Raw genomic sequence first — 20,154 nt, forward strand, 5'->3', positions numbered from 1 at the left:
TGAGGACCTTGGCACCACCACATCGATTTTCAGGATTCCCGCTTATGCCGCTCCCCGGTCCCCGCAACGCCCTCACTGACATTCCCGGCCTGACCGTCGGCCACGCCACCGATCCGCGGGTCGACACCGGGGTCACGGTGATCCGCACCGATAGCGTCTGGACCGCCAGCGTCGATATTCGCGGCGGCGGGCCGGGCGGGCGGGAGACGGCGGCGCTGGAACCGGAAAACATGGTCGGGCAACTGCATGCGCTGGTGTTCGCCGGCGGCTCGGTGTTCGGCCTCGGCGCGGCGGATGCCGTGGCCGCGGCGTTGTCGGTCGACGGCGTCGGCCTGCACCTGAAAGCCGGCGCGCCGGCGATCCCTATCGTCCCAGCCGCGGTGCTCCACGACCTGGCCAACGGCGGCGACAAGCACTGGGGCCTGGAGCCGCCATACCGCCGCCTCGGCTTTGAAGCGCTGGGCAACAGCGCCAATGACTTTGCCCTCGGCGCCGTCGGTGCCGGACGCGGCGCCATGGCCGGGGTGCTGAAAGGCGGCCTCGGATCCGCGTCGCTGGACCTCGGCGACGGCCTGATGGTCGCCGCGCTGGTGGTCGCCAACCCTATCGGCTCGGTGTACATGCCCGACGGCGAAACGTTCTGGGCCTGGCCCTGGGAAATTGCCGGCGAGTTCGGCGGCGCCCGACCGCAAGGCGACCAGGATTGCAGCGACCCGATCCCGGAGCTGTCGCGGCTGGATTCCATGGGCCGCCTGCAAGCCGGGGCGAACACCACGCTGGTGGTGGTGGCCAGCACCGCGCGGCTGAACACCGCCGAATGCAAGCGGGTGGCGATCATGGCCCAGGACGGTATCGCCCGGGCGGTGCGTCCGGCGCACCTGCCGTTCGATGGCGACACGGTGTTCGCCCTGGCCTCCGGCGCGGTGGAACTGGGCAGCGGCGCCCAGCGTCAGGTGCGGATCGGCAGCATTGGTTCGGCCGCCGCCGATTGCGTGGCCCGGGCGATTGCCCGGGGCGTGTACGAAGCGCGGCGGGCTAACGCTGGCTGAGCACCTGCTCGACCCGGTCCTCGGCCTGCCGGGCCAGGGCCGGCAAGGCCAGTTCGCGGTAGACCCGCGCCAGGCTGCGGTTGGTCGGTACGTCGAGGGCATCGTAGCGACGGCGCAATTCCAGGGTTTGCTGGGCGACTTCCCATTCACCCGCGCGCAGCCGCGCATCCAGCTCGATCTGCGCGAACAGGTCGCGTTGGGCATGGCTGCCGCCAATCTCGTTGAGCCGCGGCAGGCTGCCGGCGAGCAGCCGCGCCGCCCGCGGGAAATCGCCACGGGCATGGGCCAGCAGCGCTTCCGCCACCGGCAGGGTAACGTCGGCCCAGACCGCCCGGCTGAAGACCGGAGCCTGATGGGCGTGGAGCCGCAGCGCTTGCAGCAGCAGGTCCGCCTCGGGTTTTTCGGCCCGGGCCAGGCCGTAGAGGTATTGCAGGCTGAGGAACGGCTGCACGGTATCGGCGTGGCGTTTCTGCAGCCAGGGCGCCAGTTCCTGCCAGCGCTCGCCGACATTGATGCCGGCCAGTTCCAGCCGGGCCAGCAGCGACACCGCGCCGATCTGGTCCTGGGAGTACTCGGGGAGGATGCCCCAGACATGCCGGTCATAGATTTCCAGCACCCGCGCATCCTCACCCCGGGCCAGGTAGAACAGCGCCAGGTGCCACCAGTTGTGGGTGTACATGAACGAATTCAGGCCCTGCCAGTGCGCTTTCACGTCTTCGAGAAAGGCTATGCCTTCGTCGATGCGGCCCTCGGTCAGCATCACATGGGCCAGCGCATGCTGGGCCCAGGGCTCGCTCGGTTGCAGGGCCAGGGCCTGGCGCGCGCTGGCTTCGGCCTCGTCGAGCAGGTGGCATTGCTCGTAGGCGAAGGCCAGCATGCCGTGGCTCTGGGCGATGTCCGGCGCCGCCGCCACCGCGCTCAGGCCGACGCGCAGCAGCGCCGGCCAGTTACCACGGTTGAATTCCACGTACTGGTTGAGCTTGGCGGCGAACAGGTCGCGGGGGTACTGCGCCTGCACGCGCCCGGCGAGCAGCAGCACGCGGTCGAGGTCGTCGGCGATCCACGCCTGCAACAGCGCCAGGTACAGCGCCGCCCGTGGGTGCAGTGGCTCGACGCTGGCCGCCCGCTGCCGATAACGCTCGGCCAACACCGGGCCTTCCGGTGATTCGACGAACATCAGCAGGATCCCCGCCAGGGCGTTGCTCAGGGCGGATTCGGGGTGGCGGTCGGCGCTGGCGAGGATGGCTTCGGCGCGGGGCTGGTAGCCGATGAAGCCGGCGATGAAATCATCCAGGCCCTGACGCGCGTCGTGGTCGTCGGTATCGATGGGGTTGCCCAGGTAGTCCAGTGACATGGCGCTCACATTTTCAATGGTTCGAAGTCAGCAAACAGGGCAAACCCTGTGCCAGCGCGGCCAGGCCCGTGTTGCGCGGCCCTTCGCGGGCGGGCCGGCACCGGCACTGTTGCTTTTTCCACAGCGGCCAGCCGCAGGTGTGGCTTTTTCATCAGTCCGGCGCCGGCAACCCGGCGTAGCGCCAGGCTTTACGGGGTGCGGAGGCCGTGGCACAGCGCTTGCTAAAACCCTTGGCACAGTCGCTGGACCATTGCCAAGGAGTCACCATGCCCAGTCACCCTCATCGTCAGTCACCCCGGGTCGGGCCACGTCATCGGCTCAAGGGGCTGGGCGTCACCCTACTGGCCTGCGCCGCGCTGCTCGCCGGCAGCGCCCACGCCGAACCCCGCGACGGCGGCGTCCTCAACCTGGTCGCCCAGCCCGAGCCGCCCTCGCTGATGCACGGCGTGGTCACCCATGTTTCGACTCAGTACGTCAGCGGCAAGGTGCTGCAAGGGCTGTTGACGTTCGACACCGCGCTGACGCCGCAGCCGGTGCTCGCCAAATCCTGGAACGTGTCGGCGGATGGCCTGACGTACACCTTCGAGTTGCAGCCGGACGTCAAGTGGCATGACGGCAAGGCGCTCAGCGAGCAGGACGTGCTGTTCAGCTTCAACACCTTCTACCCGGAGGTGGACAAGCGGGTGGCGAGCATCTTTGAGCAGTACGTGGCGTCGATCGATTCGAGCGCGCCGCTGCACGTCACCTTCCACCTGAAAAAGCCCTTCGCGCCCTTGCTCTCGCTGCTGGGCAGCGGCCTGCGTCCGGTGGTGCCGAAGCACCTCTACGAAGGCACCGATTTTCGCGCCAACCCATACAACCTGAAACCGGTGGGCACCGGGCCGTTCGTCTTCCAGGAATGGAAGCGCGGCGCCTGGATCAAGCTGGCGAAGAACCCCGACTACTGGAAAAAAGGCCTGCCGCACCTGGACGCGGTGATTTTCCATGTGATCCCCGACGGCTCGTCGCGGGCCGCGGCGTTCGAGCGCAATGACGTGCAGGTGCTGCGTGGCGGCGACGCCGATTATTCCGACCTCAAGCGCCTCAGTGCGCTGCCGGACGTGACCGCCTCCGATAAAGGCTGGGAGCTGTACGCCGGGCTGGCGTTCCTGCAGATCAACACGCGCAAGCCGCCGCTGGACAACCCCAAGGTGCGCCAGGCGATCCTCTACGCGCTGAACCGCGACTTTATCGTCAACAACATCTTCTTCGGCGCCGGCCAGGTGGCCCAGGGGCCGTTCGCCGCCGCGTCGCCGTACCACGACCCGCAACTGCCGCAATACGCCAATGACCTGAAAAAAGCCAAGGCGCTGATCGCCGAGTCTGGCGTCGATGTCGGCGCGGTGCGCATCCGCCTGCTCAATGGCGAGAAGGGCGGCGCCTGGGAGCGCCTGGCCGAGTACACCAAGCAGGTGCTGCAGCCGCTGGGCTTCAAGGTCCAGGTGGTGACGTCCGACGCCGCGACCTGGTTCCAGCGGGTCAGCGACTGGGACTTCGACCTGACCTACAACTTCATCTTCCAGATCGGCGACCCGTACCTGACCAACGCCTACCTGTACCGCACCGACTACATCCTCAAGACGTCGCCGTTCGCCAATGTCGGCGGCTACAGCAACCCCGAGGTGGACCGCCTGTGGAACCAGGTGGCGGATACCGCCGAGGGTCCCGAGCGGCAGAAGCTCTACGGCCAGCTCGAGCGCGTGCTGAACGACGAGTTGCCGATCGCGCCGATCTTCGAGATGCGCTACCCGACGCTGTTCCACAAGCAGGTGCACAACCTGCTGCGCACCGCCACCAGCCTCAATGAAGACTACGAGAGCGTCTACCTCGACGCCCCGGCGCCATGAGCGCGCTGCTGTTCCTCGGCGCGCGCCTGGGCCGCGCCGGGTTGATGGTGCTCGGCGTGCTGGTGCTGGCGTTCCTGCTGATCCGCCTGGCGCCGGGTGATCCGGCGCTGCTGATGGCGGGCGAGGCCGGGGTCGATGACCCCGCGTTCATCGCCAACCTGCGCCAGGAGATGGGCCTCGATTTGCCGCTGGGCCAGCAGTTGCTGATCTACCTGGGCAACGTGGCGCACCTGGACCTCGGTTATTCCTACCGCAACCAGACCCCGGTGTGGACGCTGCTGGCCGAGCGTCTGCCGGCGACCTTGAGCCTGATGGGTTCGGCATTCTTGCTGTCGTCGCTGCTGGGTGTGAGCCTCGGTGTGCTGGCGGCCCGCGCGCGGCAGCGGCGGCACTGGCTGGACGGGGTGATTTCCCAAGGCGCGTTGTTGCTGTATGCGATCCCGACGTTCTGGCTGTCGATGCTGCTGATTTTGCTGTTCTCGGTGAGCCTCGACTGGCTGCCGGCGTTCGGCATGGAAACCGTGGCCCGCGAGTTGCACGGCGGCGCCTGGCTGGCGGACCGCCTGCGCCATCTGCTGTTGCCGTGCCTGTCGCTGAGTTTTCTGTTTCTTGCGCTGTACATCCACCTGACCCGCGCCGCCACCCTCGAAGCGATGAACCAGGAGTACGTCTACACCGCCCGGGCCAAGGGCCTGGCGCCGCGACGGATCCTGCTGGTGCATGTGCTGCGCAATGCGCTGCTGCCGGTGGTGACCTTCGCCGGCCTGCAACTGGGCCAGCTGGCCAGCGGCATGTTGCTGGTGGAAGTGGTCTATTCCTGGCCGGGCATCGGCCGGCTGATGTACGACGCCCTGGCTCAGCGGGACTACGGCGTATTGATGGGAGGTTTTCTGGTGATTTCGTTGCTGGTGGTCGGCTTCAACCTGCTGACCGACCTGGCCTGCCGCCTGCTCGACCCGCGCATTGGCGCCGGAGGGCAGGGCGCATGAGCCAGTCGAGCGTGACGCGACGTTTTCTCGCGCAACCGTCGGCGCTGATCGGCGCCGCCTGGCTGCTGCTGGTGGCCGTGCTGGCCGTGGCGGCGCCATGGATCAGCCAGGGTTCGCCCTGGGAAATGAACGCCCAGCCGATGCTCAAGCCGTTGCAGGACGCCGGCCACTGGCTGGGCAGCGACCTGCTCGGGCGCGACCTCGGCAGCGGCCTGTTGTACGGCGCCCGGGTGTCGCTGGCGGTCGGTGCGCTGGCCAGCCTGGCGACCCTGCTGACGGGCCTGCTGGTCGGCGCGCTCGCCGGTTATTTCGGCGGTTGGCTGGACGCGGTGCTGATGCGCCTCGCCGAGTTCTTCCAGATCATTCCGCAACTGGTGCTGGCGGTGATTCTGGTGGCGGTGCTGGAGCCATCGCTGGGTTCCATCGTCCTGGCGATTTCGCTGGTGGCCTGGCCGGCGGTGGCGCGGCTGGTGCGCGCTGAATTCCTCAGCCTGCGCCAACGCGAGTTCGTGCAGGCGGCGCGGGTGCTCGGGCAGTCGCCGCTGGCGATCGTGTTCCAGCAGATCCTGCCGAATGCCCTGGCGCCGCTGCTGGTGACCATGACCTTCGTTATGGCCACGGCGATCCTCACCGAGGCGGCGCTGGCTTTTCTCGGCCTCGGTGACCCCGAAGCCATGAGCTGGGGCTACATGATCAACGCCTCCCGCGGCCTGCTGCGTGAAGCCTGGTGGATGAGCCTGCTGCCGGGCCTGGCGATTCTGTTGTGCGTGCTGGCGGTCAATCGCGTCGGCGAGGGCCTGCGGGTCGCGTTCGAACCCGCCCGCCGGCCAGGAGATTCTGTATGAGCGAGGCCCCCTTGCTGAACATCGAACACCTGCGCATCGCGCTGCCGGCCGGTGCCGACCGCAGCCATGCGCTGTATGACCTGTCGCTGACGCTGCAACGCGGCGAATGCCTGTGCGTGGTCGGCGAGTCCGGTTCGGGCAAGTCCATGCTGGCCAAGGCGCTGTTGCGCCTGCTGCCGCCGCCGTTGCGGGTGGAGGGCGGGCGCGTGCTGTTTCGCGGCGAGGACCTGGCCGGCCACGCTGAAGACGCCATGCGCCAGTTGCGCGGCCGCGATATCAGCATGGTCTTCCAGGAGCCGATGAGCGCCCTCAATCCGTTGCTCAGCGTCGGCCGGCAGATCGACGAGACCTTGCAGGCCCATGGCGTGAAGAACGCCCGCGCCCGCCGCCAGCGGGTGATCGAGCTGCTCGGTTATGTCGGCCTGCCAGACCCGGAGCGGCTGCGCCATGCCTATCCGTTCGAGCTATCCGGCGGCCAGCGCCAACGGGTGGTGATCGCCATGGCGCTGGTGTTCGATCCGGCGCTGCTGATCGCCGACGAACCGACCTCGGCGCTGGACGTCACCACCCAGGCGCAGATTCTCGCGCTGCTACGGCGGATCCAGCGCGAGAAGGGCATGGCGATGCTCTTCATCACCCACGACTTCGGCGTGGTCCAGGCCATCGCCGACCGTGTGCTGGTGCTGGAAAAGGGCCATCTGGTGGAGCAAGGCACGGCCCGCGATGTTCTCGATGCGCCGCGTCAGCCGTACACCCGGCAACTGATCGCGGCGGTGGCGGCCAGCCCGCTGGAAGCCCGGCCCGTGCTGCACGAAGCACCCGTGGTGTTGCAGGCGCGGGCGCTGGAAAAGAGCTTCGCCAGCCGTGGCGGCTGGTGGAAACGCCGACGTACCCGGGCGCTGGCTGGCGTCGATGTGCAACTGGTGGAAGGCGAGACCTTAGGCATTGTTGGCGAATCGGGTTCCGGCAAATCGACCCTGGGCCGTGCTCTGGTGCGGCTGTTGCCGGTGGAATCCGGCAGCATCGAGTGGCAGGGGCGTGAGGTCGCGCACTTGTCCCAGCGCCGGCTGCGCGGTTTGCGCAGCGAGGTGCAGATGATCTTCCAGGACCCGTTTGCCTCCCTCAATCCACGCCAGCGCATCGACACCCTTCTGATGACCGGGCCACTTGCTCAGGGCGTGGGCAAGGCCGAGGCGGCGCGGCGCGCGCGGCAGGTGCTGGAACTGGTGGGCCTGCCGGCGACCGCGCTGGAGCGTTTTCCCCACGAGTTTTCCGGCGGCCAGCGCCAGCGTATCGGCATCGCCCGGGCGCTGGCGGTGGAGCCGAAGGTCCTGATCGCCGACGAATGCGTGTCGGCCCTCGATGCGGTGATCCAGGTGCAGATCCTCGAATTGCTGGAATCGCTGCAGCGGCGGCTGAAACTGAGCATCGTCTTTATCACCCACGACCTGCGGGTGGCGGCGCGGCTGTGCGACCGCATCGCGGTGATGCAGGGCGGCCAGGTGGTCGAGCAGGGCGCCACGGCGCAGGTGCTGACCCAGCCGCGGCACCCTTACACCCGCGCGCTACTCAGCGGCGTGTCGCTGGCATTGCCCGCCGCCAACCGCCCGAGCGGCGCGGAGGTGGCGTCATGAGCCGTGGAATGATGAGCCTGAACGCCTTTCTCATGGCCACAGGGCACCATGTCGCCGGCTGGCGGCACCCCGGCGCCCAGGCCGATGGCGGCCTGGATATCGAGCATTACCGGCGCCTGGCGCAGACCGCCGAGCGCGGCTGTTTCGACGCGCTGTTCCTCTCCGACACCCTGGCGATGTTGCCGGGCAACCTCGACGCCCTGAGCCGCATGGCTCGCACCGAGCATTTCGAACCGCTGACCCTGCTGGCCTCGCTGGCGGCGGTGACCGAGCGCATCGGCCTGGTGGCGACGGTCACCACCTCGTACAACAGCGTCGATACCGTGGCGCGCGGCTTTGCTTCGCTGGAAGCCCTGAGCGGCGGGCGCAGCGGCTGGAACCTGGTGACGTCGAGCAATGCCGAGGAAGCCTTCAACTTCGGTCGCCAGACCCACTTCGAACACGCCCGGCGCTATGGCCTGGCGCGGGAATTCCTGGGCAAGGTGCGCGCGCACTGGAAAGCGCGCAAAGTCGCGCCGGTGCAGGTGCTGGCCGGGGCGTCAAAGGCCGGTTGCGAACTGGCCGCGGCCCACGCCGAGATGGTCTTCACCGCCCAGCCGGAACTGGCCGGCGCCCAGCAGTTCTACCGCGAACTCAAGGGGTTGCTGCCGCGTTATGGCCGGCATGCCGGGCAACTGAAGATCATGCCGGGGTTGCTGCCGGTGGTTGCCGACAGCCAGGCCGAAGCAGAGGCGCTGTACCAGCAATTGCAGGCGCTGGTGCAACCGCAGGTGGGCTTGTCGCTGCTGGCGGATATCGCCGGCGGCAGCGACCTATCGGCCTATCCGCTGGACGGACCATTGCCGGAACTGCCGGCGACCAACTCCGGGGTCAGCCGCCGCGACCTGCTGATCGCCGTGGCCCGCCGCGAGAACCTCAGCATCCGCCAGTTGTACCTGCGCATGGCCGCAGCGCGCGGTCATCTGGTGGTGGTCGGCACGCCGTCGACGATTGCCGACCGCATGGAACAGTGGTTCAGCGAAGACGCCGCCGACGGTTTCAACATCATGCCGCCGTTCCTGCCCGGTGGCCTGGAGCGCTTTGTCGACAGCGTCGTCCCCGAACTGCAACGGCGCGGGCTGTTCCGCCGCGCCTACCAGGGCCGCACGTTGCGCGATCACCTGGGCCTGTCGCGGCCCGCTTACCTTGAATCCGAAGAGGCCCTGACTGCCCATGGCTGATGCACCTGCATTTTCCGAACTGCCGCGGGTTCGCGGCGAACTCCTGGAAGTCCGGCCCGGCCGGCGCCTGAGCGTGGCTTATCAACCCGGCGCCGAGCGGGCCGACACCGTGGTGTTTTTCGCCCATGGCGGCGGTGGCAACAAGGACCAATGGCGCGAGCTGTGGCGCAGCCTTGGCGAAGAAGGCTACAGCCTGGTGGCCTGGGACATGCTCGGTCACGGCGACAGCGACAAACCACGCGCGGCGGCGGCTTATGCCTGGTCCGAGCTGGTGGCGGACCAACGGGAAATCGTCCGCCGCCATGCCGGCGCGCGCAATCTGGTGGTGGCGCATTCCTTTGGCACCGGCGTGAGCCTCAGTGCGTTGCTGGAGCCGGCACAGGTCACGATCGACGGCGCCTTGTTGCTGGGCTCGCAGTTGCACCGGCCGTTGGCCCGCGGCGGATTGCTCAACCTGCCGGCGTGGGTACTGGAGATCATCCGGCCGTTGCTGTCGAAGGGCTTTCGCGAAAAGGCCTGGCATCCCGAGGCCGATCAGGCGCTGGTGGCGTATGAAGAAGGCCTGACCCGGCGTAATCGGCTGGATGTGTTCAAGGCGCTAGTGGCGAATGCGCAATGGCCGGAAGCGGATGCCGTGGCTGGGCTGGCGTTGCCGGTCCGGGTGCTGTCGGGTGACCGCGATGGCCTGACCCCCGCCAGCGGCGGCGAAGCGTTGGCCCGGCAGTTGCCGCGAGGTGAATTCGAGTTACTGGAGCGGTGTGGGCATCAGTTGATGTTGGAGAAGCCGGGGGAGGTGTTGGCGGCGTTTCGTGCCTTGGCGGCCGGCACCTAACAGCGCCTCGCGAGCAAGCTCGCTCCTACAGGAGGATGAGCCGCGCAATTCTGTAGGAGCGAGCTTGCTCGCGAAAACCCAGCACTGCTCGTCCCCCTGTTGGAGCGAAACGCGGCCCTTCGCTCCAGATATGGAGCGCACAAGCTCCACAATTTGCAAAATTCAAAATTTCATGTAGCGCCAACACTCCATTAATAGTTTGAAACACCCAAAACCCTGGTTAAAGTGCCATCACCTAATAGCAGGATGATGGCTATGCAATTTCATTCCCTTCAACCCGATCCTTCCCCGACGCTGGGCCAATGCTTCAGCGCAAACCTCTCGGCGGTGCTGGCAGTGGCCGGCGCGCCGCGCGACGGCGACAAGCCGGGGCCGTTTCCGGCGGCGCGCATGCAGCGCGAAACCGGCATTGCCCGCAGCACCTTGCGTGCCTTGAAGGCGCCCGGTGTCGATGCCAACCCGGACCTCGCCACCATCAGCCGACTCGCCGACGCCCTCGGCGTCCCGCCTGCGTTCCTGCTGATGCGCCCGCAGGACTGGGCGGACCTGGCGGCGGCCGTGGCCGACAGCCGCGATTACCTGACGGCCGCGGAAAAGCTGCGCCGGGAAGGCAAGCCCTCCGATATCAACGTGGTCGAGTTGGTCCTGCGCGAATGCAAGGTCCACCCGGACGTCCATCCCCGAGGGGCCAGCGCCTCGCCGGAAGTGCTCCGGGCCAAGGCCCGCGATGAGTGGCGCCGGCGCGCCTGCCTGAAGCTCGATGCGCTGATGCTGGGCCATGCCAGCTCGGTTTACCTGCGTCCGCTGTTGACCGCGATCGCCGGTGCCCTGGTCACCCGTTCCACGCCCAACGACCCGTCCTGAACAAACCGGACCCCACTTTTCTCCAGAGGATTCGAAGGATGCCGATCATCCACGACCCCGATCTCGCCGATGTGCTGATGAGCGCCAGTACCGATGACCTCGGCTTGCTCATCGATGTGATCACCGACAACGGCAATGGCCGTATCTCGCTGTCTTCGTCGGTGTGCCGGCAATTGACCGAGGCCAAGAGCAACGGCGCCAATGACGCCAGCCGCGCCATGCTCGCCGAGGAGCTGACCCGTTATGGCGGCAACTCGCTGATGAACCTGTTCCGTGGCGGCAGCGGGGTGGCCTACCGCGAGCTGTTGAGCGATGTCGCCAGCCATGTGAGTGCCGCCACCACGGCGAGCACGTCCTGCGCCGAGATGGAAATGGCGATCATCGCCAAGGTGTTCACCCAGTCGCTGGGGCGCATGAGCGATGCAGACCGCTCGACCCTGTTCGAGTCCCTTGGCGCCGCCTATAAACCGGGCATGGGCCCGGCGGCGCTGGCGGCCTGGCTCGCGTCGCTGGGTGCGTCGGGGCTGGCGTCCTACAACCTGGCGGCCATCGTCGCCAGCGCGACCATGAGCAGCCTGGTCGGACGCGGCGTCGCGCTGGCCGGTTCCGCCACCCTCGGCCGCGGCCTGGCGGTGCTCGCCGGCCCGCTGGGCTGGGCCATCACCGGCATCTGGACCGCCTTCGACCTGGCCAGCCCGGCCTACCGCGTGACCGTGCCGTGCGTCATCCAGATCGGCCACATGCGCCAGAAGATGTTGCTCAAGTCCATCTGCCCCGGTTGCCACTCGGTGATCAGCCCCGGCAGCAATTTCTGCGGCAAGTGCGGCACGCGCTTGAACGGCTGAGACAGCCGCCTTTTGTCGATCTTCAGGAGCCTATCCATGAACCACACGATTTCTCCCCTCGAATTTCTGCTGGTCAATGCCATCTGTTTCGCCGCCGGCGCGGCAACCGTGGTCGCGCTCAAGCTCGCGGCGAAAGCCACCTATGCCGCCGGCAAGCGCTCCGCGAAAGCCGCCTGACGCCTCCAGGAAAAGGAAACACAGCCGTGTACAGGAACAATCACGCCAGCAGGCTCGTTGCCCTGAGAGGGGAAACCGACCGGATCACCTCCACCCTTGACCACCTGCGCAGCGACCTGCGCTGGTTCGAGGCATTTGACAACGCCGCCGGCCATTCGCGGCTGGCGCAGCTCAAGCGCGACACCGGCAGCGCTCGCGAACAATTGGAACAGCTCGAAAAGAGTGTGCGCAGCAGTAAAACCGAACTGCTGGAGGCCCGCGGCACGGCTGCGGCCGGTTGGTCGCCGGTGCACTGGATCTCGACTGAACGCAGCGTTGCCAAGCGTCAGGTGACCACCCTCGAAGGGCGCCTCAAGCAGTTCCAGCGCACCCAGGCCGCCGTGGCCTCCGAGCTCAGCGAGAACGAGCGTCTGGCGCAAGACGTCAGCCTGCAACTGCAGCGCTACCGGGATTTCGATCCGTTGCAGGCGCAGGCGGTGGCCGGGCAGCTCAGCGAAGAGCTGCAACGCCTGCGCGACACCCTAGAGCGGACGTACCGCGAGAGTCAGCGCTGGGAAGCCAAGGCCGGCGAAGTGTTCCGTCACTGGAGCCACGTCAGGCAGCAGTTGCAGGGGCTGGAGCAGGACATCGTCGACGCCGAGTGCTTTATCGACGCGCTGGACAATGCGCAAAGCCCCAGGGACAGGGCGATCATTCATGGCCAGTGCGAACGGCGCTTTGGCGCGGGCAAGGGGCGTCCGGCCCCGGTCCTCAGGGAGGCGCAAATGAACCAGCGTCGACTTGCCCGGGACGAGGAAAAGCTCAATCGCCGGCTGCGCGATATCACCCGCCTGCTGGACAAGGAAATCCGCGGGCTGGTGCTGGACAGCAACAACCTCTGCTACGCCGATGGCATCGACGGCGAGCGCCGCTTCATCGGCCTGGCCGCGCTGAGCGCCCTGGTGCCGGAGCTGTGCGCCAGCTACGAGGTCACGCTGGTGTTCGACGCCAGCATCACGCCGCTGACCGGCAAGGACGAAAGAGCCTTGCAGGCGGCGTTTCCCGGAACGCGGGTGCTGGTGGCTCCGAACCGCTTGAAAGCCGACGACGCGGTATTGGGTGCGGCGGAATTTGACCAGACCGTGTTCGCCATCAGCGGCGACCGCTACGCGGAATACCCCGAGCGCGCCGCCGTGCGCGAGGAACGGGTACTGCGGCCGATCGTCCACCCCGACTCGGTGCAGATCCCGCAACTCGAAGTGCAGCAGTGCTACTGAACACAAGGCGGTCCCGCGAGGCATAGCGCTCGCCGGCCATTTGAAGAAAGACTCCCGCGCCGTTGCGCGGGCAGAGAAGAGCCCATCGACATGGATTTGCAAGGTCACCTGCTGTACATCGACATCACCCAGATCTGCGGCATCGGTTGCGCGTTCTGCATGTACGCGGACAAACACAAATCCGGAATGAGCATGGAACTGTCCAGCCTCGCCCGGGAAAACCTCGCGGCGCTGATCAACGCCGCGGACGTCAAGCGCATTTCCATCAGCGGCGAAGGCGAGCCGCTCAACAACGCCAAGGTGTTCCACGAAATCCTCGGGCTGTCCCACGGCGGCAAGCAGTTCGAGTTCATCACCAGCGGCTTCTTCCCGCACGACAAGATGGCGGCGTTCTACGACACCACCCAGCAGCTCGTCACGGCGCGGGGCGACCACTGCAACATTCGCCTGAGTGCCGACAGCCACCATATTGAAAAGGTCAAATGGCGGGCCCACGGTTTCAGCCTGGATTACCAGCGCCGGCAGGGCCTGGACGGCCTGAGTTTCTCGTTCCGCTCGATCGACACCGACCGCGCGTTCACCCGGGGCTACCTGCTGGAAGAACTGGCGCGCTGGGATATCCAGGCCGCCATCGAGCCGCGCAGTGCCCTTGAAGATGTGCTGGTGGTCGGCGAATCGCGGTTCGGCATCGACTACAAAAACCTCGTGCACCCGGCGGCGGACACGCCCGCCGGCTACCTCGACCTGCACGGCTACATCGGCGCGATCGAGGCCAAGATCAACAAGCGCTTCACCCTCGGTAGCCTGAACCCGCCGCCCGCGGCCAACGGCATGGACCTGACCATCAAGCCCAACGGCGATGTCTACCTGTACGGCATCGAGCACCAGCGCCTGGGCAATATTCACTTCGACCGCATCCGCTGGGAGCACCTGGCGTCCCACGTGCGCGAGACGCCGCTGGTGCGCGCGCTCTACAGCCAGCCGCTGGCCGACCTGCTGGCGCGGGTGGACAAACCGGACCTGCTGCGCTCGATCCTGGCCAAGGCCAACAACCCGTACTGGCTGGTCAAGGAAATGGCCAACCACGACGGCCTGCTCGAACAACTGGTGCCAGCATGATCGACTCCCATAGCCATACGTTCTATTCCAAGCACGCCGTGGGCACGGTGGACGAGCTGGTGCGCGCGTCGATTGCCGCCGGGGTGAAGGTGCTGACCATCACCGACCACGCGCCGTTTCCCGTGGACACCCACAACCGCCTGCTGGACGCCGAACTCGAGCGCTATTTCGCCGATATCGAGCAGGCACGCCAGCGTTATCAGGGCCAGATCAGGATCCTGCGCGGCCTCGAGTTCGACTACATGCCCGGCGCCGATGCCTGGAACCGCGAGTTGATCGCCCGCCATGAACTGGATTTCGCCATCGGTTCGGTCCACTACGTCGAGGTGCCTGGCGAACCGATGGTGAAGGTCTGGGAGCTGCCGCGGCTGGCCGCGCAGGCGTTTCTCGATCGCTATTTCGCCGACCTCGAAGGGCTGTTGCAGTGCGGGCTGTTCGACGCGGTCGGGCATGCCGACACGTTGCTGCGCGGGGTGCCGGAAGAGGTGGTGCTGCGCCGTTTCGAGCCGCTGCTGCCGTTGTTCGCCGACGGTGGCGTGGCGTATGAACTGAATGCCTCGGGAATCCGCAAGTCGAGCCTGGACCCTGGCACCGGGCAAGAAGTGCACGGGCAATGGTCGTACCCCAGCCGCGGCTTGCTGCCGCTGCTGATCGACCGCGGCGCGGCGTTCACGGTCGGCTCGGACACCCATGACCCGCGTGATGCCGGCGCCGGCATCGGCGAAATGCTCGGGCAATTGCAGCCGCTCGGGCTGCGCAGCATCAGCTACTACGAAGCACGTCGCCGCGTTGACGTGCCCCTGGACCTGCTGGCCAGCACGGCCGGCGCTGAATCCCTGATCAATGGATACGTTTCACGATGACCCTGAACCCTTGCAGCCTGCCGTCTGACTGGAACCAACTGCGCAGCGCCCCCGAGGCCGAACAACTGGCGGCCTTCCATCAGGCGCTGGTATTGGCCCGTCCTGAAGATGTGCCGGGCGGTTTCCGCGCCTTCGCCGCGGACCTGATGGAGCGTGGCCTGATCAGCATGGCGCAGTACGTGGCGGTTTTTGCCGGCCATGCGCTGACTTGCCTGACCCCGGCGGGGCCGGGGGTGTTCCGTGACATGGCCGATAACAGCGAGGCCGCCGACCTGGCGGCGATCTACAGCCGCGCCAAGTACGGCAGCATCGGCGATATCCGCCACCTCGCCTGGCAGGTGATCGATTACCTCGACGCTCAGCTCGACGACCCGCTGTCGCACTGGGCGCGGCTGTTCAGCCACGCCAGGGACCACGGCGACAACGTGGTGATGATGACCACCGGCTGGCGCAACGTGCCGTCCACGGCCAACGTGCTCTACGACATCGTAGTCGAGGAGATCAACGTCACCCTGGCGCACAAGGGCCTGCCGACCATCATCAATGTAAAGCTGCCGCGCATCGCGCCGCCTTGCGAGAACTACGCGAGCCTGAGCACCGAGGAGCGCGAGCGGGTCAACCTGGTCCAGGACCATGTCATCCCCGCCGAGAACTTCTATGGCTGGAGCGGGGTGCATGTGATCTTCGGCGACGACGTGCTGGTCACCGGATCGACCGCGGACAAGGTGTTCCATCACTCCATGCGCGCTGGCGCCAAGTCGTTCCAGGCGCTCTATCCGGTCGCCGTCGATCCGCGCATCGCACTCAGCGACGCGACCATCGAAGAGCGCCTGAACATGACCCAGATCGGACGCGGACTCGGCGATAACCTCGCGCAGTTGTTGTCCGACCCGCAGTACCAGCCGATCCTGCGCACCTTGCGCCTGGTGTTCGGCGCGGAAAACCACGCGGCGCTGGAGGCGTTCCTGCCACGGGTGCCGGCGGGTAACTGGCTGCGGTTGTACCGGTCGGCGCTGGGCAACGAGTTTCTGCGTCAGGACGGCTGCGTACCGTCGCTGGCCCTGGTTCGCCGGCACTTGGTCGAGGCCGGGCTGTTGCGCGCCGATGGCCGGGTGGTACGCCGGTGAGCAGCCGCGATACCGCGCCGGTGCAGTACGTCAGCTATTGGGAAACCGCCGCCGGCCAGACCATGCCGCCGTGGATCGCACTGGCGCTGGTGTCGTTCCAGCGTGCGCTGGGTGCGCGCTTCACGCTGCTGACGCCGCACGACCTTGAGGCGCGGATCGATCCGCGAGTCGTCGACAAAGCCTGGGGCTTTCATCCGCTGGCCTTCACCCTCGACGCCGGAATCGAGGCGATCGTGGCCAAGAGCGACCTGATCCGCATGGCCTATGTGCACCGCCATGGCGGCGTCTGGCTGGATGCCGACACCCTGTTGCTGCGGGACCCGACGGCGGATGTGTTCCCTGACGGCATCAGCGACAAACTGCACTGGCACAGCGAATGCCTGTTCGCTTCACGCGCGGGCAATCCGTTGCTGGAGGAAGCGCTGGCTGCGGCACTGGAGGGCGGGGCGCACGCCTGGGGCAACCCCGGCGGGATAAAGGACATCGTCGCGCGGCGGGCGGATGAGGTGGTGCCGCTCTCCGCGCAGTTGATCGATCCCGGTTATCGCCCGCGCTACAACTTCGACGGCTGTGAGGTGATGCGCCGCAAGGACGTCGCCGTCGCCGACTTTCTGCTGGCCGATATCAGCCTGCTCAAGCTCTACAACACCTACTTCAAGCGCACCAGCACGCGCACGGAGTCGGTGGCGCAGTTTCTCGACGGCGGCAGCCTGCTGGCGCGGCTGTTCCTGCATATCGAGCCCGACCGGCACTACTGGCTGGCGGAAACGGCTCGGCTGACGGGGGATCAGCCGTAGCGCACGGCATCAGCGGGAATATGCATCCGGCAACTGCCGGCGCCGTCCAGGTCGAGGCGCCCGGCGATCACTTCATGCACCGAAGGTGTTTGCCGGTGTACCGAACCGTGGGCGATATACAGCCACGCCGGGATGCGTGCCGGCATCTGGGCGAATTCCAGCTCGATGCGCAGCAGGTCGAACACTTCAGTGCTGCGTCCGCTGGGTGTCCAGGCCAGCGGCGCGGTGCGGTGATCCGGGCGCAGCAGATGCAGCGGATGCTCCAGTTGCAGGTTGAGCGTGCCGGGATGGCAGGCGTGGACCTCGGGAAACTCGCGGCTGATCAACGGCAACTGGCGGGCGAGGGTGCCGCGAGCCACGCCCAGCCCAGCAATGATCCGGGCATCCAGTGCCAATGCCGGCCGCGGCACTGATGCGGGCATCAGGTCGGCGAGCCCCTCGATAACCTCTTCGACCGCGAATGCGTTCATGTCTTTCTTCCCCGTGCGGCGATAGTGATCCGGGCACTGCCGGCTGAAAATGACCCGTGTGTGGGGTGAGGCTGGCGGTAGCCAGGGATTGAACCCGTCTCCGCTGTCGGGATAGAGGGCCAGCAATGGCGCGCGCAAGCCCACCGCCATGTGCACGATTGCCGTGTCCACGCTGACCACCGCCTGCGCCCGGCTGATATAGCTGGCTGCCTCCTTGGGGGTGTTCAGGTCCTCCAGACAGCGAACGTTGTCGCGCGCGGTTTCGACTGCCAATAGACGGGCCTGTTTGCGGCTGGCCGGGCTGCACAGGATGCCGATCGAGGTGTCCGGCCAGGCGTCGGCGAGGGCCCGCAGCAGCAGGCAGGCCTTGGCGGGAGACAGGCTTTTGTCGGCGCGGCTGGCATAGGGGTTGACCAGCAGGTGCGGGGGATTCTTTGGCGTCGTTGGCGCCAGGGGCACGATGTAGTCGCACTGGATCGCGTCCAGACCCAGGTCGGCCAGCACCCGCGCGAAACGGCCCGCCACGTCGAGCCCGGCGCTGGCCGCGCCGAACTTGCGGTTGACGCAACGCAGTTGATCATCGAGGGAATACACCCGCGCCGGCTTGAGCAGGCGAATGAACAGCATCTCCGCCGGCTGGATCCGCCCCACCAGATGCACCATCACATCGACCCGGCCGAGCTGTCGGGCCAGCCGGCAAAGCGCCAGGGCGCCGGGGTTCTCGTCGGTGACGAGGACCTGATCGACGCCGAAATGCGCTTGATGCAAGTCGGCCAAGGGTTCCACCGTCAGCACGGTGACCCGGACGTTAAGCTTTTTCGCTTCACGAAAGAAGAACGACGACACGATGGCGTCGCCCAGCTTGGCATCCCAGCGGGGCACCACGATGTGCAGCGGCTCACGGGAAAGGGACGCGGTAAGGCGGCGATCGATGAGCAGGCGCATCAGCCAACGCGCGGCGGCCTTGCGGTATTTCCGGGGGATCCACATGCGGTCAGGTCTGAGCGAACAAGGCGCCGATGGTATTGATTGCAAACGGCTATTGCCAGCGCGGCGCCTTGATTTTCACTGCCCTCAGACTTTGAACTGCGCCACCATCCCGTTCAGTTCCACCGCCAGGCGCGACAGGTCCTGCGCGGCGGCGCTGGTCTGGTTGGCGCCGGCGGAGGTCTGCATCGACAGGTCGCGGATATTGACCAGGTTGCGGTCTACCTCGCGGGCCACCTGGGCCTGCTGTTCCGAGGCGCTGGCGATCACCAGGTTGCGCTGGTTGATCGCGGCGATGGCTTCGGCGATCAGCTCCAGCGCCTGGCCCGCGGCTTCGGCTACATCCAGGGTGCCGGCGGCGCGGCCCTGGCTGCTGTGCATGGCGTTGACCGCACGCTCGGTGCCGGACTGGATCTGGCCGATCATCTGTTCGATTTCACCGGTGGACTGCTGGGTACGGTGGGCGAGGGCACGGACTTCATCGGCGACCACGGCGAAACCACGCCCGGCCTCACCGGCGCGGGCCGCTTCGATGGCTGCGTTGAGGGCCAGCAGGTTGGTCTGCCCGGCGATGGAGCCGATCACGTCCAGCACCCGGCTGATTTCATTGGCGCTGGCCGCCAGTTGTTCGATATCGCCGGAGGTGCTGGTGACTTCACCGACCAGCGCCTGGATGGACTGCAGCGCCTGATTGACCCGGTCGCGGCCATCGCGGGTGGTCTGATCGGCGCCTTTGGAGGCATCGGCGGTGCTCACCGCGTTGTTCGCCACCTCTTCCACGGCGGCGGTCATCTGGTTGACGGCGGTCGCCGCCTGTTCGATTTCCGCGCTCTGCTGCTGCAGGCCGCGGCTGGTGTCCTCGGTGACCGAGTGCAGTTCTTCCGAGGCCGAGGCCAGTTGGTCGGACGAGGCGCTGATCCGCGCGAGCGTCGAGCGCAGGCTGTTCTGCATGCGGGCCAGCGCGCCGAGCAGCAGCGCCGGTTCGTCCTGGCCTTCGACCTTGATCGCTTGGGTCAGGTCGCCGGTGGACACCCGCTCGGCCACCGCCAAGGCTTCCGCCAGCGGCACGACGATGCTGCGGGTGAGCAGGGTGGCGATGGCGACCAGCGCGGTCATGATCAATGCCAGTGCGATGATGATCAGCAAGAAGGATTCGCGGGAGGCATCGGCACTGCGTTGCGAGGCTTTTTCAGCGCCGTCGGCGTTGTACTTCACCAGCGTTCGCAGCGTGCTTTGCATGGCGTCGGTGGCATCGGCCAGCGGGCCGTTGACCAATTGCCGGGCGTTGTCGAGGCGGTTGTTGAGCACCGCTTCGGTGACGCTGGCCTGAATGCCGGCGTAGCGTTCGCGGGCGCTGATGAAGGTCGCGAACAGGGCGCGATCCTCGGGTTCGATGATGGTGCTTTCATAGAAGTCCAGGGCCTTCTGCAAGCCCTGATTGACCTCGGCCGCCCGGCGCAGGGAGGCTTCGCGGGTCTCGGGCTGTTCTTCGAGCAGGCTGCGCATGGTGATGGCCCGGGCGCGGTTGACGTCGGTGCCGATTTCGCCCAGGGAGATCACGGCGGGCAACCAGGTCACCCGGATTTCAGCCGAGGCGCGGTCCATCTGGCGAGTCTCGTAGAGCGCTATCAGGCCGAGCGCGAGGACCAAAAGGCCGAGCAGGGTGAACAGGCTGGCGGCCCGTTTGCCGATTTTCATTTGCCGGAACTGCATGGGGACTCCTTGGGAAAAAACAGGCAGCCAGAAAGCGGCTGCCAGGACAGGCAACGTCGGCACCCAAATAACGAGCCGATGCGTTGACGCCCTTGTTCGATGATGTCAGTTAGACATCGTTCCCCGC

18 protein-coding genes are annotated in these 20,154 nt (G+C 66.8%); 15 read left to right on the plus strand and 3 right to left on the minus strand.

Features of this window, described 5'->3' with window-relative positions; all coding sequences use genetic code 11:
- Positions 1–44: 44 nt before the first annotated feature.
- Positions 45–1,049 carry a P1 family peptidase gene (locus tag NTD82_RS22825; protein WP_262130375.1) on the plus strand — a complete coding sequence of 335 codons (1,005 nt, stop codon included), beginning with the start codon at positions 45–47 and terminating at the stop codon, positions 1,047–1,049.
- Here the strand turns inward: NTD82_RS22825 and NTD82_RS22830 are convergent.
- Positions 1,036–2,403 carry a tetratricopeptide repeat protein gene (locus tag NTD82_RS22830; RefSeq protein ID WP_095158465.1) on the minus strand — a complete coding sequence of 456 codons (1,368 nt, stop codon included), beginning with the start codon at positions 2,401–2,403 and terminating at the stop codon, positions 1,036–1,038. The two genes, NTD82_RS22825 and NTD82_RS22830, sit on opposite strands and share 14 nt — an antisense overlap.
- 266 nt (positions 2,404–2,669) lie before the next feature.
- Here NTD82_RS22830 and NTD82_RS22835 point away from each other — a divergent pair, with 266 nt between their 5' ends.
- The 14 genes from NTD82_RS22835 (at position 2,670) to NTD82_RS22900 (ending at position 16,857) form a co-directional block, all read left to right on the plus strand.
- Positions 2,670–4,289, plus strand: coding sequence for an ABC transporter substrate-binding protein (locus NTD82_RS22835; protein ID WP_262130376.1), 1,620 nt, complete (start codon positions 2,670–2,672; stop codon positions 4,287–4,289).
- Positions 4,286–5,278 (plus strand): ABC transporter permease, encoded by a 993-nt coding sequence (locus NTD82_RS22840; RefSeq protein WP_262130377.1) that lies wholly within the window; start codon positions 4,286–4,288, stop codon positions 5,276–5,278. Before NTD82_RS22835 ends, NTD82_RS22840 begins: the two co-directional genes overlap by 4 nt.
- Complete coding sequence (locus NTD82_RS22845; protein ID WP_095158468.1) at positions 5,275–6,123, plus strand: ABC transporter permease; 849 nt, start codon at positions 5,275–5,277, stop codon at positions 6,121–6,123. Before NTD82_RS22840 ends, NTD82_RS22845 begins: the two co-directional genes overlap by 4 nt.
- Positions 6,120–7,757, plus strand: a complete 1,638-nt coding sequence (locus NTD82_RS22850; RefSeq protein ID WP_262130378.1) for a dipeptide ABC transporter ATP-binding protein — start codon at positions 6,120–6,122, stop codon at positions 7,755–7,757. Before NTD82_RS22845 ends, NTD82_RS22850 begins: the two co-directional genes overlap by 4 nt.
- Positions 7,754–8,977, plus strand: a complete 1,224-nt coding sequence (locus NTD82_RS22855) for an LLM class flavin-dependent oxidoreductase (protein WP_262130379.1) — start codon at positions 7,754–7,756, stop codon at positions 8,975–8,977. Before NTD82_RS22850 ends, NTD82_RS22855 begins: the two co-directional genes overlap by 4 nt.
- A complete protein-coding gene (locus NTD82_RS22860; protein ID WP_262130380.1) occupies positions 8,970–9,809 on the plus strand; it encodes an alpha/beta fold hydrolase in 840 nt (279 codons plus the stop codon). The genes NTD82_RS22855 and NTD82_RS22860 overlap by 8 nt, the downstream gene beginning before the upstream one ends.
- A 255-nt stretch (positions 9,810–10,064) precedes the next feature.
- Positions 10,065–10,673, plus strand: coding sequence for a helix-turn-helix domain-containing protein (locus NTD82_RS22865; RefSeq protein ID WP_256587834.1), 609 nt, complete (start codon positions 10,065–10,067; stop codon positions 10,671–10,673).
- A gap of 38 nt (positions 10,674–10,711) precedes the next feature.
- Positions 10,712–11,518 (plus strand): ubiquinol-cytochrome C chaperone family protein, encoded by an 807-nt coding sequence (locus NTD82_RS22870; RefSeq protein ID WP_262130381.1) that lies wholly within the window; start codon positions 10,712–10,714, stop codon positions 11,516–11,518.
- Positions 11,519–11,554: 36 nt separating this feature from the next.
- Entirely contained in the window at positions 11,555–11,695 is a 141-nt protein-coding gene (locus NTD82_RS22875; RefSeq protein WP_177454471.1) for a hypothetical protein, read from the plus strand.
- 26 nt (positions 11,696–11,721) lie between these two features.
- The gene (locus NTD82_RS22880; protein ID WP_262130382.1) at positions 11,722–12,951 is read left to right on the plus strand and encodes a hypothetical protein; all 1,230 of its coding nucleotides are present in this window, start codon (positions 11,722–11,724) and stop codon (positions 12,949–12,951) included.
- A 90-nt stretch (positions 12,952–13,041) separates the two neighbouring features.
- Complete coding sequence (locus NTD82_RS22885) at positions 13,042–14,070, plus strand: radical SAM protein (RefSeq protein WP_262130383.1); 1,029 nt, start codon at positions 13,042–13,044, stop codon at positions 14,068–14,070.
- Positions 14,067–14,933, plus strand: a complete 867-nt coding sequence (locus NTD82_RS22890; RefSeq protein WP_095158476.1) for a histidinol-phosphatase — start codon at positions 14,067–14,069, stop codon at positions 14,931–14,933. Before NTD82_RS22885 ends, NTD82_RS22890 begins: the two co-directional genes overlap by 4 nt.
- Positions 14,930–16,060, plus strand: a complete 1,131-nt coding sequence (locus tag NTD82_RS22895) for a phosphoribosyltransferase family protein (RefSeq protein ID WP_262130384.1) — start codon at positions 14,930–14,932, stop codon at positions 16,058–16,060. Before NTD82_RS22890 ends, NTD82_RS22895 begins: the two co-directional genes overlap by 4 nt.
- Positions 16,057–16,857 carry a glycosyltransferase gene (locus NTD82_RS22900; RefSeq protein ID WP_262130385.1) on the plus strand — a complete coding sequence of 267 codons (801 nt, stop codon included), beginning with the start codon at positions 16,057–16,059 and terminating at the stop codon, positions 16,855–16,857. Before NTD82_RS22895 ends, NTD82_RS22900 begins: the two co-directional genes overlap by 4 nt.
- Here the strand turns inward: NTD82_RS22900 and NTD82_RS22905 are convergent.
- Both NTD82_RS22905 and NTD82_RS22910 read right to left on the minus strand, forming a co-directional pair.
- Positions 16,848–18,317, minus strand: coding sequence for a glycosyltransferase family 9 protein (locus tag NTD82_RS22905; RefSeq protein WP_262130386.1), 1,470 nt, complete (start codon positions 18,315–18,317; stop codon positions 16,848–16,850). The genes NTD82_RS22900 and NTD82_RS22905 overlap by 10 nt on opposite strands.
- A gap of 84 nt (positions 18,318–18,401) precedes the next feature.
- Positions 18,402–20,027 carry a methyl-accepting chemotaxis protein gene (locus NTD82_RS22910; RefSeq protein ID WP_262130387.1) on the minus strand — a complete coding sequence of 542 codons (1,626 nt, stop codon included), beginning with the start codon at positions 20,025–20,027 and terminating at the stop codon, positions 18,402–18,404.
- Between the last annotated feature and the right edge of the window lie 127 nt (positions 20,028–20,154).

Origin of the sequence: Pseudomonas sp. 5P_5.1_Bac1 (genome assembly GCF_025466015.1) — a bacterium.
In the GTDB taxonomy this organism is placed as follows: Bacteria; Pseudomonadota; Gammaproteobacteria; order Pseudomonadales; family Pseudomonadaceae; genus Aquipseudomonas.